This window comes from Aeromicrobium panaciterrae (genome assembly GCF_039537165.1).
In the GTDB taxonomy this organism is placed as follows: Bacteria; Actinomycetota; Actinomycetes; order Propionibacteriales; family Nocardioidaceae; genus Aeromicrobium; species Aeromicrobium panaciterrae.
Genome location: NZ_BAAAZZ010000002.1, coordinates 776391 through 791436 on the forward strand (window position 1 = coordinate 776391; position 15046 = coordinate 791436).

General features: G+C 66.5%; 13 protein-coding genes. 3 read left to right on the forward strand and 10 right to left on the reverse strand.

Features of this window, described 5'->3' with window-relative positions; translation table 11 throughout:
- Positions 1-24: 24 nt before the first annotated feature.
- Positions 25-1017, reverse strand: coding sequence for an NHL repeat-containing protein (locus ABD683_RS04390; protein ID WP_344767653.1), 993 nt, complete (start codon positions 1015-1017; stop codon positions 25-27).
- A 59-nt stretch (positions 1018-1076) separates the two neighbouring features.
- Between ABD683_RS04390 and ABD683_RS04395 the strand changes: the two genes are divergently transcribed.
- Positions 1077-1481, forward strand: a complete 405-nt coding sequence (locus ABD683_RS04395) for a DUF2530 domain-containing protein (protein WP_344767655.1) — start codon at positions 1077-1079, stop codon at positions 1479-1481.
- Here the strand turns inward: ABD683_RS04395 and ABD683_RS04400 are convergent, their stop codons facing one another.
- Positions 1482-2225 carry a DUF3027 domain-containing protein gene (locus tag ABD683_RS04400; RefSeq protein WP_344767657.1) on the reverse strand — a complete coding sequence of 248 codons (744 nt, stop codon included), beginning with the start codon at positions 2223-2225 and terminating at the stop codon, positions 1482-1484. It abuts the gene before it with no gap.
- 77 nt (positions 2226-2302) lie between these two features.
- Here ABD683_RS04400 and ABD683_RS04405 point away from each other — a divergent pair, with 77 nt between their 5' ends.
- Entirely contained in the window at positions 2303-3730 is a 1428-nt protein-coding gene (locus ABD683_RS04405) for an MFS transporter (RefSeq protein ID WP_344767659.1), read from the forward strand.
- Here the strand turns inward: ABD683_RS04405 and ABD683_RS04410 are convergent.
- From ABD683_RS04410 to ABD683_RS04435, 6 genes are read right to left on the reverse strand one after another with little or no spacing between them, the layout of a single operon-like run.
- Positions 3727-4122, reverse strand: a complete 396-nt coding sequence (locus ABD683_RS04410) for a cold-shock protein (RefSeq protein ID WP_344767661.1) — start codon at positions 4120-4122, stop codon at positions 3727-3729. The genes ABD683_RS04405 and ABD683_RS04410 overlap by 4 nt on opposite strands.
- 36 nt (positions 4123-4158) lie before the next feature.
- On the reverse strand, positions 4159-5163 hold the full coding sequence (locus ABD683_RS04415) for a YihY/virulence factor BrkB family protein (RefSeq protein ID WP_344767662.1): 1005 nt from the start codon (positions 5161-5163) through the stop codon (positions 4159-4161).
- On the reverse strand, positions 5160-5537 hold the full coding sequence (locus tag ABD683_RS04420; RefSeq protein ID WP_344767664.1) for a type II toxin-antitoxin system PemK/MazF family toxin: 378 nt from the start codon (positions 5535-5537) through the stop codon (positions 5160-5162). Before ABD683_RS04420 ends, ABD683_RS04415 begins: the two co-directional genes overlap by 4 nt.
- A 19-nt stretch (positions 5538-5556) precedes the next feature.
- Positions 5557-7152: an AMP-binding protein gene (locus ABD683_RS04425; protein WP_344767666.1), complete on the reverse strand. Its 1596-nt coding sequence runs from the start codon at positions 7150-7152 to the stop codon at positions 5557-5559.
- Positions 7153-7203: 51 nt separating this feature from the next.
- The gene (locus ABD683_RS04430) at positions 7204-8085 is read right to left on the reverse strand and encodes a hypothetical protein (protein ID WP_344767667.1); all 882 of its coding nucleotides are present in this window, start codon (positions 8083-8085) and stop codon (positions 7204-7206) included.
- Positions 8086-8087: 2 nt separating this feature from the next.
- A complete protein-coding gene (locus tag ABD683_RS04435; protein ID WP_344767668.1) occupies positions 8088-11549 on the reverse strand; it encodes a hypothetical protein in 3462 nt (1153 codons plus the stop codon).
- 115 nt (positions 11550-11664) lie between these two features.
- On the opposite strand from ABD683_RS04435, the gene kynA reads away from it, so the two are divergent.
- Positions 11665-12510: a tryptophan 2,3-dioxygenase gene (kynA, locus tag ABD683_RS04440; protein WP_344767669.1), complete on the forward strand. Its 846-nt coding sequence runs from the start codon at positions 11665-11667 to the stop codon at positions 12508-12510.
- 86 nt (positions 12511-12596) lie between these two features.
- Here kynA and ABD683_RS04445 read toward each other — a convergent pair whose 3' ends face one another.
- Both ABD683_RS04445 and groL read right to left on the reverse strand, forming a co-directional pair.
- Positions 12597-13322 (reverse strand): acyltransferase, encoded by a 726-nt coding sequence (locus ABD683_RS04445; protein ID WP_344767670.1) that lies wholly within the window; start codon positions 13320-13322, stop codon positions 12597-12599.
- 85 nt (positions 13323-13407) lie between these two features.
- A complete protein-coding gene (groL, locus tag ABD683_RS04450; RefSeq protein ID WP_344767672.1) occupies positions 13408-15039 on the reverse strand; it encodes a chaperonin GroEL in 1632 nt (543 codons plus the stop codon).
- Positions 15040-15046: the final 7 nt, after the last annotated feature.

Below are 15046 nucleotides of genomic sequence, written 5' to 3' on the forward strand. Positions count from 1 at the left end.
AGGATCAGTCCGGGCGATACGACCTCAGCGGTGGCGTTTCGCGTGGATCGCCACACCAGCACCCAGTACCACTGCAGCCCCCACAGCACCGAACACGAACACCATCGGCGCGATGGTCTGGTCGTCGGTCTCGGCGGCCGCCGGGGAGACGGTCGGGGCGGGTGCCGGCGCCGACGACGGCGTCGTCGCCGGGATCGGCATGCGTACGAGCTCGGAGTCCTTGCCCTCGCTGCCGACCAGAAGCGACGACCTCTCGGCGGTGACCGTCTCGCCCTGCTTCTGGTAGGGCGTCGGCGCGGTCGCGAGCACCGACCAGTCCGACGGGTCGAGCACGAACATCGACGTGTAGCTCCGTACGAACGCCTGCGTGCCGTCCGCGGAGAACGTCGCATCCGTGACCATCGACGGGCCGGCACCGTCCTGGGCGACGGCGAGGTTGGCGCCACCCGTGCGGAGCTTCGGCGGGAGTGCATAGATCGTCCCGCCGAGCAGCCCCTTGCTGATGAGCACCTTGGCCCCCGTGACGGGGTGTACCAGGAGCGCCTCGACGTTGCGCGAGCCGGAGTCATACGAGATCGGATAGCGCCGCGCCGTCACCGTGTGGTCTCCGCGGCCCTGCTCGGGGAACGCGTACAGCGCGGCGTCCGCGCGGCTCTCCCGGTTGTCACCCGTGTCGGCGATCCACAGGGTCCCGTCGCGATCGATCGCCAGCGCCTCGGTGTCGACGAGGTCGCCGCCCTCGACGCGGGTCGTGCCGACCGTACGTCCCGTGGCGACGTCGATCGCGAACACCAGCGGCGCGTTGCCCGAGTCATTGATCGTGTAGGCGATGCCCTCATGGGAGCGACTCAGTGCGAGACCGCTCGACTCGGTGATCCGGCTGTCACCGAGACGGCTGACGACCTCCGGACCGGCTTCAGCGCCCTCGGCCCGGTTGGCCAGGGAGCTGATGAGGGTGATCACCAGGAGCAGCAGGAGCAGCCCCGGGATCAGCAGCCGTCGGTAACGCGGATTCATTGCCGCCAAGCATGACAGGACGCGCCCGCCGTGCGGAGCCCGGCGGGTAGTCTGAAGGCGTGAGCGACGACGAGTGGGTGATCCGTCAGGGCGACGGTCCCGAGACCATCGAGCGCAAGATGGGTCATCGTGAGATCGCCCGGCTCGATCGCGCCGCACGTCGACACGAGTTCGGCCGCCCCGAGATCACCGAGCTCGAGATCGGCAGCAAGACCCACCGGGTCGCCGAGGTCGAGCCGATGGACGTCGACGGCGTACGCACCATGACCGTCGGCACCATCATCTGGGGTGTCGTCGCCGTGGCGCTGCTGCCCTTCCTCGGCACGCTCGACAAGAACGGCCACACCTGGTGGCTGTGGACCGCCGTCGCCGGCTTCGGGCTCGGGCTGATCGGCATCGAGTACTGCCGACGTCGCCGCAACGCGCTGCGCATGCAGCCGGGGCGCCGCCGCAGGGTCGACTAGCTAGAACTCGTCGACGTCGGCACCGACGGTGTCGAACACCGTCGGAGGCAGCTCCTGCGGAGCGGCCGATCGGCTGAGCCGTGCGCCGGAGTGGGCGCCGCAACCGTGGTCGAACGAGACGACCTTGCCGTCGTCGTTGGCCATGCCGTTGGCGCACACCCCGAACCGTTCGGACAGTGGTCCGGCGAGGCTGACCATGAACCCGCACGAGACGCACGCGCCACTGGCCTGCTGGGCGATCGCGGCCTCGGGGCCCTGTTCGCCCTCCTGCCAGCGATCGGCAGCCATCTCGCGGCCCTCGAACGACAGAGCCCATTCGCGGCCCAGGCCGACCTCGCGGGCGAAGAAGCGGTCTGCGGTCTGCTCCTCGCCGTCGCCGGCCGACCAGGTCGGGACCAGTCGTACGTCGTCCTCGTCGGGCGGGAGCACGTCGCCGGGACTCAGGTCACCGGGGCGGATCCGCTCGCGGTAGGGCGTCCATTCGGGCGCGACGATCGCCTCGTCGCCGGGCAGCAGCACGACGTCGTTGATCGTGACCTTGTCGCTGTCGGGCGCCCGGGACAGGCTGACCGACCAGTACCAGCCGACGTAGCCGGGCTTGGTGCAACCGAAGTGGTGCGACACCATGCCGTGGTCGTCCTCGACGACGCGCAGGTGTTCGCCGACGATGCCGGCGTCCGCGACCTCGTCGACGGCAGCGCGCGCCACATCAATCGCGGCAGTGAGCTTCTCGTCGACAGACATGTCGCAATTGTCCCACGACTCGGTACGACGTCGCCTCCCGGTGGGCGCTGTCCCCGCGGTGAGGCAGGATGAAGGGTATGGAGGAGCAGGACGAGCCACAGGCGCCCGGCCAACCCTCTGCGCCGGCCCAACCCACCGAGTCCGGGTGGGCCCGCTCCGCTCGCATCGCCGGCGTTGTCTCCACGCGTACGGCCCGCGCGGTCAAGGTGGGCGGCACCACGGCGTTCACCGGCGCACGACGCTTCACCCACGCCGGCGGCGCCGGCGAGAGCGGCCTCTCCAGGCTGCTCGAGCTCCATGCGTTCAACACCGCCGGTGACGCTGCGATCGCGGTGTCGCTTGCCGGCACGCTCTTCTTCACGGTGCCGACCGACGACGCTGCCGGGCAGGTGGCCCTGTTCCTGGTGCTGACGATGCTGCCCTTTGCGATCGTCGCCCCCCTGATCGGTCCGTTCCTCGACCGGTTCCGTCGCGGACGCCGCTGGGCCATCGGTGCGACCCTCGCCGTACGCGCGTTCTGTTGCTGGGTGCTCGCCGGCGCCGTCGCCGACGAGTCACCGGCGTTCTACTTCGCCGCGCTCGGCTGCCTGGTGGCCTCCAAGGCCTACGGCGTCACCCGCGCCTCGGCGGTCCCCCGCATCCTGCCCGCCGAGTTCACGCTGGTGAAGGCCAACTCGCGCATCTCGCTGACCGGCACCGCAGCCGGCGCCATCTCCGCTCCCATCGCGATCGGTGCCGCGGCGATCGGTGCCGAATGGGCGTTGCGCTACGCCGCGGTGCTGTTCGTGGTCGGCACGGTCCTGGCGATCCTGCTTCCGGCACGGGTCGACTCCAGCGAGGGTGAGAAGCCTGTCGACCTGAGCCAGATCGCAACCAACACCAAGAAGAAGGGCATCGCCATCACCCGCGGCGTCGTCAACGGGCTGCGCAGCAATGCCGGCCTGCGACTGCTCTCCGGCTTCCTGACGATCTTCATGGCGTTCACGCTGCGAGAGCCACCCGAGTCGATGGGGTGGGAGGGCAACGCCACGATCCTGCTCGGCCTCGTCATCGGTGGAGCAGGATTCGGCAACGTACTCGGCGTGCTCATCGGCTCTTCGACCAGATCTCGCAAGCCCCAGAACGTCGTGATCGCCGTGCTGGTGCTCGACGTCGCCGTCGTCAGCGTCGTGGCGGTGCTGTTCACCTGGTGGACCTGCGTGGTTCTCGGCGTCACGATCGGCTTGTGCCAGTCACTGGGCAAGCTGAGCCTCGACGCCCTGATCCAGAACGACGTGCTCGAAGAGGTCCGCACCAGCATGTTCGCTCGTTCCGAGACCCTGCTCCAGCTGTCGTGGGTCATCGGCGGACTGATCGGCATCGGGCTGTTCACCATTGATGCCAGCCCGCGCCAAGGCCTGCTCGGTATCGCCGCCATCGTTCTCGCATGGCTGGCATTCGTCCTCACCCGCGCGCGCAACGAGCCCGCCTCACGCACGCATGAGCCTGAAGAGGCAGAACGCTAGAGCTCGAGCTCGCTGGCGACCGCACGCAGAACCTGGGCCGCCGGCTTCGCGGTCTTGGCGTCGGGGTGCCGGTTGTGGCGGTAGCCCTCGCCGATCTTGTCGAGCATGCGGATGAGGTCCTCGACGATGACCGCCATCGCCTCGGGGTCCTTGCGGCGTGCCTGCGACTGCGACTTGGAGACCGACGGCGCGGGATCGAGCAGGCGCACCTGCAGCGCCTGGTCGCCGCGGCTGCCCTGGACGATGCCGAACTCGACCCGGGTGCCTGCCTTGAGCGTGGTGACTCCAGCAGGCAGGGCGTCGGAGCGGACGTAGACGTCCTCGCCCTCGTCCTGGCTCAGGAACCCGAAGCCCTTTTCGGCGTCATACCACTTCACTTTGCCCGTAGGCATGGCATTTCCTCACGTCGGTCTGTTGTTCCCTACAGCCTAGTCGGCCGGTGGCCGGGACTCGGGTCTGCGGTCCTCGAACGTGACCTCGACCGACTGGAAGCCCTTGTGCCGCTGCGACTTGGCGTACGCAGCATAGGCCTTGCGATCGGCATCGGTGAGGACCACGTTGTCCGTGAACGGGGTCAACAACGCACGCGGATAGAGCTTGCGGGCCGTCACCACGTTGACCTCGAGCCCGATCACCGCCATGACAGCAGCCAGGAAGATGAACGCCATGAGCCCGAGAACCAGGGCGAAGGTCGAGTTCATCTCGTTGGCCTTGTTGATCACGTTCTGGACGAAGCTCTGTCCGCCGAGCTGCAGCAGCTGCCAGAGGATCGCCGTCGTGGTGGCACCGGGCAGCACCGACTTCCAGCTGCCTCTCCCGCCACTGACCAGACGGAACAGGGCTCCGAAGATCAGCACGCTCAGCAGGAAGCCAATGAACTTGATGCCCAGCCCGACCTGGTCGGAGACCCCGACACCGATCTGATCGGGGTTGCTGAACAACGTCGTGACCACCGCGATCAGCAGGATGCCGATGCCGGCCGAGGCGAGGAAGAAGATGCTCCGCAGCCGCAGCAGGAACGGGTTGGCGCGGCTGTTGCGCGGCACCGACCAGGCGATGTTGGCAGCGTTCTGGCTGGCCTGGCCGAGTCCCATCGCGCCGTAGAGCGCGGCCAGTGAACCGACCACGATGGCCGAGGTGCTGCCGCTGAGCTCGCCCGGCTGACCGAGCTTGTCGCCGATGATCGGGAACTGGCTGAGCGCCGTGTCGAGCAGCCGGTCCCTCAGCTCCTGGTCGTCCTGGATGAAGAAGCCCAGGATCGACGACGAGATCAGCAGCAACGGGAAGATCGCGATGAACGCGTAGTAGGAGATGATCGCCGCGAGGTAGGGGCCCTGGTCGTCGAAGTACTTGTAGATCACCGCGATCGGGAACCCGACGATCGGGAACCTGCGTTGGAAGGCATCGATACGGCCGATGCGTGGCTCTTTCACGGCAGGTGGGGTCCGAGCGCAGTCACCAGGGCGTTGAAGCGCGGCTCGTCGAGCACAGAACCCTCACGGCGTACGTCGGCGGGATCCACGACGAGGAAGCGGTCGAGCCGCACCTCGCTCGGCCGTCCCTTCGGGTCCCACGGACCCGGGCCGAGGTTGTACCAGTGGCGGCCCGCCGCGGCTTCCTGCACCATGTCACGGTCGTGGTCGACCGACGTCATCATCAGGCCGACCAGCCGGTCGCCCTGACGTGAGATCAGCAGGACCGGTCGGTCCTTGCCCTGCGTGGGATCGTCCTCGTACGCGACCCAGGTCCAGACGACCTCGCCGGGATCTGGCTGCCCGTCGGGATGCGGGTCGTACGTGATGTCCACGGCGTCAGCCTAGTGGTGGTCACTCGAAGCCGGGCAGCTCTCGCTTCATGACCTTGCCGGTGGGATTGCGGGGAAGCTCGGCGATGAACATCGTCCTGCCGGGTACGGCGAAGCGCGCCACGTGCTCCTTCGCGTACGCCTTGACGTCTTCCTCGGACAGCGACGAGCCATCCTTGACGACAATGTAGGCGGCAAGCACCTGACCGAACTTCGCGTCATCGATGCCGGTCACGACGACATCGGCGATGTCGGGGTGGTCGATCAAGGCATCCTCGAGCTCGCGCGGGAAGACGTTCTCACCGCCGGAGATGATCATGTCGTCGTCGCGACCCGACACGAAGAGCCGGCCGTTCTCGTCGAAGTGCCCGAGGTCGCCCGTGTTCATCAACCCGTCGCTGAACGCCTTGGTGTTGCCGTCGGTGTAGCCGCCGAACGGCATGTCGTTGCCGACATGGATGACCCCGGTCTCGCCACGCGGCACCTCGCTGCCGTCCGCGTCGAGGATCTTGACGGTCGTGCGGAACGGCGGCACACCGGCGGTACCCGGTGCCTCACGAAGATCGGTGGGGCTGGCGATCGTGACCCAGCCCGTCTCGGTCGCGCCGTAGAAGTTGTAGACCGAGTCGGTGAACGTGTCCATGTAGTGGTTGGCCAGCTCGCCGGCGAGTGCGGATCCGCTGCTCGCGGTGATCTTGAGCGACGACACGTCGGCGTTCTTGATCACGTCGGGGTCGGCGTCGACCATGCGCTGCATCATCAGCGGAACCACGACGAGTGCGTCGGCCCTACGCTCCTCGATGTCCTTGATGACGCGGGTCGGATCGAACCGGCGGCGCAGGACGTACGTCGGCGCCAACGACAGGCCGAAGCCGAAGTTGATCAGGCCCCACGAGTGGAACAGCGGCGCTGCGAGGACGATCGTCGAGTTGCCGCGATAGGGAATCGCCCCGAAGAACGCGACGAGCGGCTTGAGGTCGGCGGGCTCCTCGCGACGCGCACCCTTGGGCAGGCCCGTCGTCCCGGAGGTGAAGATGATGATCTGCCCGTGACGTGACGGCTTGGAGTGCGCCTTGGTCGGCTGGTCGGCGCTGATCGATGCGATGGTCGGCACATCAGCGGGCGCGTCGTCATCGGCCCACGCGAGGATCAGCGTGTCCTTGTCGACGTCGGCCGCGACCTCGAGAAACTCCTGGTCGACGATCACCAGGGCAGCCGACTCGCGCTTGGCGAGCTCGCCGAGCTGGGAGCGGCTCGCCATCGTGTTGAGCAGCAGGACGCGGCCACCGGCCTGCATGATCGCGATGATCGCGATGACCATGTAGCGGTGGTTGCGGCACAGCAGGGCGACGGAGTCGCCGGCCTCGACACCACGGTCCTTGAGAGCCTGCGTGACCTGGTTGATCTGGGCGGCGAGCTCGGACCAGGTGATCTCGCCGGCGTCATCGATGATCGCGAGCTGGTGGGGGTAGCGCTTGGCCGCCGCGTTGACGCCTGACGGCAGGCCGGGCCCCCACTTGACCAGCTGGAGCCCCGCGCCGAGCAACTTGTGCGGCAGGATCGGCTTCAGCATGCCGATCTGGCGGAAGACCTTGAGGGTGAATCCCAGCTCGCTCATGTTTGCCAAGGTATCCGACCCGGCGCTGGCATCCCGCCCCCAGGCCACTCCCTAGTCCTTGCTGGCGCCGGCGATGAATGAGCCGATCGGGGTGGTGAAGGACTGCCCGTTGGCTTCGACGAAGAAGAAGTACGAGACCGTCACCCGACGGAACGATGTTCCAGCCGACAGCCAGTCGAAGTGGCATTGCTGCTTGTCGGGATCGCCATCGTCCTGGCTCAGCGGCTCGCACGCATGAGCTGAGTAGTCGGTCTCATCCCCTTGCATGATGTTCACCGTCACCGTGGCATCGGCGGGCTCGATCGCGGTCGCCCGGAATCGATACACATAACCTGCTCCGGCGATTCGGGCGACCTCCCCGACGGCGTCTGGCGGCGAGAGCGTTGGTGGTTCTGTCGTCTCGATCGGCGCTGGTGTTGTCTCTGTCGGGGTCGGCGTCGGTGGTGGTGTCGGCTTCGTCGGCACCTTCGGCCCCTTGGGCGGGCCGTCGACGGCCACCGTGATCGCGTTACCAGCGGTCCAGTCACCACCCGAGTAGAACGACGGGGTCAGCTTGTACGTACCCGGGGCTGCCGCCCAGAGGACGGATGCGAACTGCAGGCCCAGTGGTTCGTACGGCGCGGCTGACTCCTGTTGCTTGCCGCTTCGGGTGATCGCCTCGGTCGACAGCGTCTTCGCACCCCCGGCAGCATTTCTCACCTCGACGCGTACCGCGTGGGCGGTCTGACCCCGGCCGATGTGCACCAGCACGTTGAATCGACCTGGGGGGATGTGCTGCTTGGCGATTGGTTGGTCGATCCAGATCGCATCGTCCTGCGACGGCGGAGGCACGAACCTCGCGACGGCGCCACCCAGACCAGCGACCACGATCGCACCGATCGCGATCTTGGAGACCAGCGCGTTGGCAGCCCCTGAAAACAATCCGAACGCCATGACTACCCCACCTCGTACCAGTACGTGTCGGACGGACGGTCATCGGTGACGAATGCCGGGTTGTCGCCGCCGGTCTTGTCGAACTCAAACGTGAGGTTGGTGTCCTTGAAGCAGGGCGAGTTGACCTGGGCAGTGAGGTACTTCGGGGTGTCCTTCGGATAGGCCGGCGCAACTGTCAGGAGGCTGGCCGGAAACGCGCGGCTGTTCGGCAGCACGGGGAGTCGGAAGGACGCACGCATCTTCTTGGCGCCCGGCACGGTCTTGAGCTCTGAGCGCAACGGCCGCAGCGTGTAGAGCACCTTGTCGCCGTCGACTCCGCCGTCGAGCAACACGCGTACGTTGGCCGTGACGGGGCAGGTCTGGAACGAAGCGAGGAAGGTCGACGGCGTCTCGACGACGATCTCAGGGGTGGTGTCGGTGACGGGCTCGCTTGCCGTTCCCGGCGGCAGTCCGTAGGGCAGCTCCATGGCGGCGCCCACCTTGCTGGAATAGAAGGTGTTCATCTTGTCCGACAACCCTCGGGCGATCGCCTTGGCCAATAGGTTGCAAGCGGAGATTCCACCGCCTTCTGACGTGCTGCGACGCGAGTCGTCGACGAGCTTCTGGACGCCGGTGGCGCCGAGACCGTCAGCCAGACCGCCGGCATTCGACATCGTGTCGACGGTGTCCTCATCGAGGGTCAAGGTGTCACACGCGGCGCCGACGCCCGGGATCTGCTTGAGCGCCGCCTCGACTCCCACCGCGATCCACGCCTCGGCTTCGCCCTTGGCGAGGCCTGCGACCGCTTGCGAGGTCGGCACGGTCGGCGGAAGCCCGGTGTAATACGTGATCACGGCCTGGACCACGGCGGTGACCACCGACGAGCACGCCTTGTATCCGTCATCGCCGCCGGCCTTGATCGCGACACATACCGGATTGAACTTCGCGATCGCTGCGACGAACTCGGTCCGCATCTGGTTGTAGAACTGCGAAATCACGTCGTAGTACGCCAACAGCAGGCTGTTCAGGGCGCCAGTGACGCCCTTGAGGTCATCGGCGAAGTAGTAGCCCGCCGCAGCACCTATCACGGCACCGGCTGGGCCGCCGACCACGAATCCGATGGAAAATCCCCAGAGCACCGCCGAAGCATGGCACGCGAGCCCGCACTCGGCTTCCTTCTTGGCGTTGTAGGCGTCCTGCGATGCTTTGAGCTTCGCGTCGGCGTCGTCTGCCCGGCAGTGCACCACGCTGGTGTCGTCGCCCCAGTCCTTGATCGCGAGAGCTCGATCGCTGACGCTGGCATTGATCTTGTACGCATCGTTCTTGACGATCGTGGTTCCGACCTGCGGCTTGCCGAAGATCTGCTGCTTGACGGGCACCGACACGTACGGCGCCGACCCGGGGAACATCCGGTACGACGAGGCATCCGGGTAGTCGGTGATCACGAAGCATCGACCGCCGTTCGCTCCGGTGGGATGGCTGGTGTCGATGCCCGGCTTGACCGTCGCTGTCGGCTTGACCTGGATCCATTTCTTCTCGTCAGCCAGGTCGATCTTGACGGTGTTGGAGGCTACGCCGGTCGCGTAGACATTGCCTTCGCCGCCCCATGAGTCACATGCGTTGAGGCACTGGTTGTCGGTGGCGACCGCGCGCACATAGATCGTGTTGAGCAGGTTGTGGTCGGCGGCGAGGTTGGCTTTCGCGAGCTCCAGCGCCAGCGCATCGTCGAACGACAGGCCCTGTGCGTCGCCCTTGGTGCCGGGCAGCTGTGCGTCACGCCACTTGTAGGGATTGACCGTGGTGGTGGGGCCCTTGCTCTCGGCTACGAAGAACACGCCCGGCGGGTGAAGCGTCGTCGTGTTGGCGCTGATCGGGAAGATGCTGAACTGATAGCTGATCCGCTTGATCTGACTGGACGCGGTCGCCTCCAGGGTGACCGGCAGGTCACTGCGCAGGTTGACGGTCTGGGTCACCGTCGGGTCGTCGGCGATCGGCTGATCGGAATAACCCGTGACTCCGGCAACGCCAGGGATGCTGTCGACACCGGCCGAGATCGCGTCACCCACGTCGCCGAGCGATCCCAGGCTGGCCTTGAGCGTGAGCGATCCCTTGGTCACGTTGACGGTGTCCTGCGGCAGCGGACCGGGTGATCGACACCCTTCGTTGTTGTCGGTGCCCGACCACGGGTCCGGGTTGGGCATGTTCTTGCGGCAGAACGTGCCGCTGGCTGCCTGCGCGGCCTTCGCGCCGTTGAACGACCACACGCGTACGTCGAGCTGGTTCCACTTCGTGGTCGACATGTAGGCAGTCACCGAGTTGATCGACGCGTTCGGCAGGAAGTTGCCCTGACCAGCCGGGTAGCGTTGCCACTCGCCACGATCGACAGACACGTACGCGTAGGCGCGGTCGACCGGCTTGTCGGTCATCAAGAGGCCGTTGACGATCCTGGCGTCGCCGGTCCAGCCGAGCGACGAGCAGTCGTCGGGGATCGTGATCGAGACCGGGATGGCCGCGGTCAACCCCAGCGACTTCGAGTAGGCCATGAGGGACGTCTTGCCGATCGGCAGGCTCGACGTCGTGAACGGCTTGCCCTTCTCCAACGTGCCGATCTGCAGGTAGCCCGCCTTGTACGGGGTGGTCGCGAACAGTGCGACTTCGCCGTTGCCGGTCGAGTCCTTCAGAGTCACCGTGACAGCGCAGTTCTTGACCGTCGCAGTGATCGGCGCCTTCTCCGCCAGCGTGGTCAGCCGCTTTGCCGCGATCCGGTTGGCGTCGATCGCCTTGGGGAACTTGTAGTCGACAACCGTGCCGGGCGCATACGGAAGTGTCAGGGTCTGGGCGGTCGGAGCCGGGGTCAGGTCCTTGCTGAGGATGTCGAGGCGCGCGGCAAGTGACTCTGGCGTCTCACCCAGGGTCGGTGCGATCGAGTGGCGCTTGAGCCGCTCGGCGCTCGACCGCTCCTCGCCGTCCACATACAGTCCGGGCGGCGTCTCGTACAAGTCCTCCGTACGGTCGAGGGCGGGCACGATGAACGGTGCCGCAACCGAGACCTTGCCGTCGGACGTGGTCATCCGTGCGGTCAGGACGTGCTGCCCCGCTGTCATCGGCACGTAGTCGAACTCCTGCGACGTCACGTCCAGGACCGACGCATCCTTGGCCTGGTCCGCCTTCTCCGGCGACCAGGCCAGGTAGGGACGGGCGTCCTCCCAGACCTCGTACTTCTCCACAGGGACACCGGTGGGCACCTGGAGCTGGAAGGTGACGTTGTCGGCGCGTTGCACCAGCGGCGAGTCGACCGGGGTGAGGCTCGAGGGGAAATCGACCGGCAGCGCCTTCGAGGTGTCGGCGATCGAGTTGTCCGGGAGGAACTTGTTCCTGGCGTTGATCGCGACCGCGACGATCAGCGCGAGGGCGACGACCACTGCGACGACCGTGACAACTGGGCTCGCCAGGAACCCGCCTCGCTTGGGCGCGACGCCAGTCATCCCCATTCCCACCGTCCCTCCCCCGTGCCCACAGGCTAGGGACAGCCACCCGTGGCCAGTAGTAGGGAAATCCCCCATTCGTCGCCGCAAGGACCGCACGGCATACCGTGGGCAGATGAGCGAGTCCTACAGGCCGATCGAGGACGGGGTCGCGACGGATCTGCGCGGCGAGATGACGTACGCGAGCTATCTGCAGCTCCCGACACTGCTCGCGGCGCAGCGGCCAGTGTCGGACCACCACGACGAGATGCTGTTCGTCATCCAGCACCAGGTCACCGAGCTGTGGCTCAAGCAGCTGATCCACGAGCTGCGGTCGGCGATCGCGCTGATCGCCGCCGACGACCTGCCGCCGGCACTCAAGCGGTTGGCACGGGTCAAGGCGATCCAGCGCCAGATGTTCGAGCAGTGGGCCGTGCTGGAGACGCTCACGCCGATCGAGTACGCACAGTTCCGCGACCAGCTCGGCAAGGCGTCGGGCTTCCAGTCGCCGCAGTATCGCACCGTGGAGTTCCTGCTCGGCAACAAGAATCCGCAGATGATCAAGGTCTTCGAGCACGACGAGTCGCTGCGCTCGTCGCTGCAGGCCGACCTCGAGGCGCCGAGCCTGTACGACGAGTTCCTCCGTTTCCTGGCGCGGCGCGGCCACGCTGTTCCGGCCGAGGTGCTGGAGCGCGACGTCAGTCAGCCCTACACCGCAAGTCCCGGCGTCATCGAGGTTCTGCGCCGCATCTACGCCGACCCCGACACCTACTGGGACGCGTACGAGATGAGCGAGGAGCTGGTCGACGTCGAGGGCAGCTTCCAGCTCTGGCGCTTCCGCCACCTCAAGACGGTCGAGCGGATCATCGGCTTCAAGCGCGGGACGGGTGGCTCATCGGGCGTGAGCTTCCTCCAGAAGGCCCTCGAGCTCACATTTTTCCCGGAACTCCTCGACGTACGTACGCACATCGGCGCTCCCTGACCCGCGAGTGGTGCGAATCCGGGATTGTGAGACGGCGTGTCGTCCGGAACTGCACCACTCTCCGACAACTTTGCACCACTCGCAGACTAGGGAGTGTCTTCCTCGGTCCAGCCGACGTTCTCCCGGACAACCCGCGCCGGTATGCCGGCCACCGCTGCATGGTCGGCGATCTTCTGCCCGCGGACCAGGCTGAGCTGGGCGACCACGACGCCGTCACCAACGTCCGTGTGACCCGTGATCACCGCGTCCCGGCCCAGCCACACGTGACTCCCGATGCGGATGTGCGCCCCGAACGGATTGATGCGCTCGCCCGTCGCACGGTCCTCGAGGCGATGCATGTCGTCAGTGGCGACGTAGACGTTGGCCGCCCACAACTGGTCTGCTCCGGCCACGATGCTGCCGCCGTTGCGCGCGTCGATGATGGCGCAACGAGTCGCCGTGACGGGCCCGTGAAGCACCACCGTTGACGCCGCGCCGCAATACACCTCGCCCGCCGTCAGCTTGACGTTCTGATCGATGAAGACAATGGCGTCGTCCCCGCCGATCAGGAGCGACCTGAACAGGTGCATCTCCGAGCCGATCGCGATCAGCACGTTGCGGACGGGAATCATCGTGAGTGTCTCGATGATCTCCTTGGAGAGGTCGGCTTCGTCCGCGAAGTAGAGCACATTGCCGTCCTCGTGCCACCACTCGGGGAGCGGGTCCGTCACCGCTCTCCACTCGGTGGCATCGAGCGACTCGGCTTCGACGCCAGCCGCGCGAAGACGACCGCGGTGCTCAGCGGCCATCAGCTCGCCACGTGTCACGTTCACCGCCGCATCATCGCAGACCACGAGGTCCGGGCACAGCAAGAGGCCCTCACCGGAATGAGGGCCTCTTGGCTGATCTGCTGGGTTCCTAGAACCCCATACCGCCCATGTCACCCATGTCGGGTGCGCCACCGCCAGCCGGAGCGGGCTCCGGCTTGTCGGCGACGACAGCCTCCGTGGTGAGGAACAGCGCGGCGATCGAGGCTGCGTTCTGCAGCGCCGAGCGCGTGACCTTGGCGGGATCGATGATGCCGGCCTTGATCATGTCGACGTACTCGCCCGTGGCCGCGTTGAGTCCGTGGCCCTGCTTGAGGTTGGCGACCTTCTCGGCGACGACTCCACCTTCGAGACCGGCGTTGATCGCGATCTGCTTGAGCGGGGCCGAGGCGGCGACGCGCACGATGTTGGCGCCCGTTGCCTCGTCACCCTCGAGCGAGAGCTTCTCGAACACCGCAGCGGTTGCCTGGACGAGTGCGACGCCACCACCGGCGACGATGCCCTCCTCTACGGCAGCCTTCGCGTTGCGGACAGCGTCCTCGATGCGGTGCTTGCGCTCCTTGAGCTCGACCTCCGTGGCCGCGCCGACCTTGATGACGGCGACGCCGCCGGCCAGCTTGGCGAGACGCTCCTGGAGCTTCTCACGGTCGTAGTCGGAGTCGCTGTTCTCGATCTCGGACTTGATCTGCGCGACACGTCCGGCGATCTGCTCCTCGGAACCGGCGCCCTCCACGATCGTGGTCTCGTCCTTGGTCGTGACGACCTTGCGGGCCGTGCCGAGCAGCGACAGGTCGGCGGTCTCGAGCTTGAGTCCGACTTCCTCGCTGATGACCTCGCCACCGGTGAGGATGGCGATGTCGGCCAGCATGGCCTTGCGGCGGTCACCGAAGCCGGGAGCCTTGATGGCGACCGACTTGAACGTGCCACGCATCTTGTTGACGATCAGGGTCGCGAGGGCTTCACCCTCGACGTCCTCGGCGATGATGACGAGCGGCTTGCCCGACGCCATGACCTTCTCCAGGATCGGGACCATGTCCTTCACCGTGCTGATCTTGCCGTTGTAGATCAGGACGTACGGGTCGTCGAGCACGGTCTCCATGCGCTCGGGGTCCGTCACGAAGTAGCCCGACAGGTGACCCTTGTCGAAGCGCATGCCCTCGGTCAGCTCCAGGTCGATGCCAAACGTGTTGGACTCCTCGACCGTGATGACGCCTTCCTTGCCGACCTTGTCCATGGCCTCGGCGATGATCTCGCCGACCGTGCCGTCAGCCGCGGAGATCGAGGCGGTCGCCGCGATCTGCTCCTTGGTCTCGACGTCCTTGGCCATGCCGAGCAGCTGGGCGCTGATGGCCTCGACTGCGGTCTCGATGCCCTTCTTGAGGCCCATCGGGTTGGCGCCGGCCGCGACGTTGCGCAGGCCTTCGCGTACGAGGGCCTGGGCGAGAACCGTGGCGGTCGTGGTGCCGTCGCCGGCGACGTCGTCAGTCTTCTTGGCGACTTCCTTGACGAGCTCTGCGCCGATCTTCTCGTAGGGATCCTCGAGCTCGATCTCCTTGGCGATGCTGACACCGTCATTGGTGATCGTGGGGGCTCCCCACTTCTTCTCCAGGACGACGTTGCGTCCCTTGGGACCGAGGGTCACCTTGACGGCGTCAGCGAGCTGGTTCATACCGCGCTCGAGGCCGCGACGGGCTTCCTCGTTGAAAGCAATGGTTTTTGCCATGTGTACG

What these genes read in the sequence shown, in the direction of transcription:
- ABD683_RS04410 (WP_344767661.1), bottom strand. Translation starts at nt 4,122, where the DNA reads ATGCCTACGGGCAAAGTGAAGTGGTATGACGCCGAAAAGGGCTTCGGG.
- groL (WP_344767672.1), bottom strand. Translation starts at nt 15,039, where the DNA reads ATGGCAAAAACCATTGCTTTCAACGAGGAAGCCCGTCGCGGCCTCGAG.
- kynA (WP_344767669.1), top strand. Translation starts at nt 11,665, where the DNA reads ATGAGCGAGTCCTACAGGCCGATCGAGGACGGGGTCGCGACGGATCTG.
- ABD683_RS04405 (WP_344767659.1), top strand. Translation starts at nt 2,303, where the DNA reads ATGGAGGAGCAGGACGAGCCACAGGCGCCCGGCCAACCCTCTGCGCCG.
- ABD683_RS04425 (WP_344767666.1), bottom strand. Translation starts at nt 7,152, where the DNA reads ATGAGCGAGCTGGGATTCACCCTCAAGGTCTTCCGCCAGATCGGCATG.
- ABD683_RS04435 (WP_344767668.1), bottom strand. Translation starts at nt 11,549, where the DNA reads ATGACTGGCGTCGCGCCCAAGCGAGGCGGGTTCCTGGCGAGCCCAGTT.
- ABD683_RS04430 (WP_344767667.1), bottom strand. Translation starts at nt 8,085, where the DNA reads ATGGCGTTCGGATTGTTTTCAGGGGCTGCCAACGCGCTGGTCTCCAAG.
- ABD683_RS04390 (WP_344767653.1), bottom strand. Translation starts at nt 1,017, where the DNA reads ATGAATCCGCGTTACCGACGGCTGCTGATCCCGGGGCTGCTCCTGCTG.
- ABD683_RS04400 (WP_344767657.1), bottom strand. Translation starts at nt 2,225, where the DNA reads ATGTCTGTCGACGAGAAGCTCACTGCCGCGATTGATGTGGCGCGCGCT.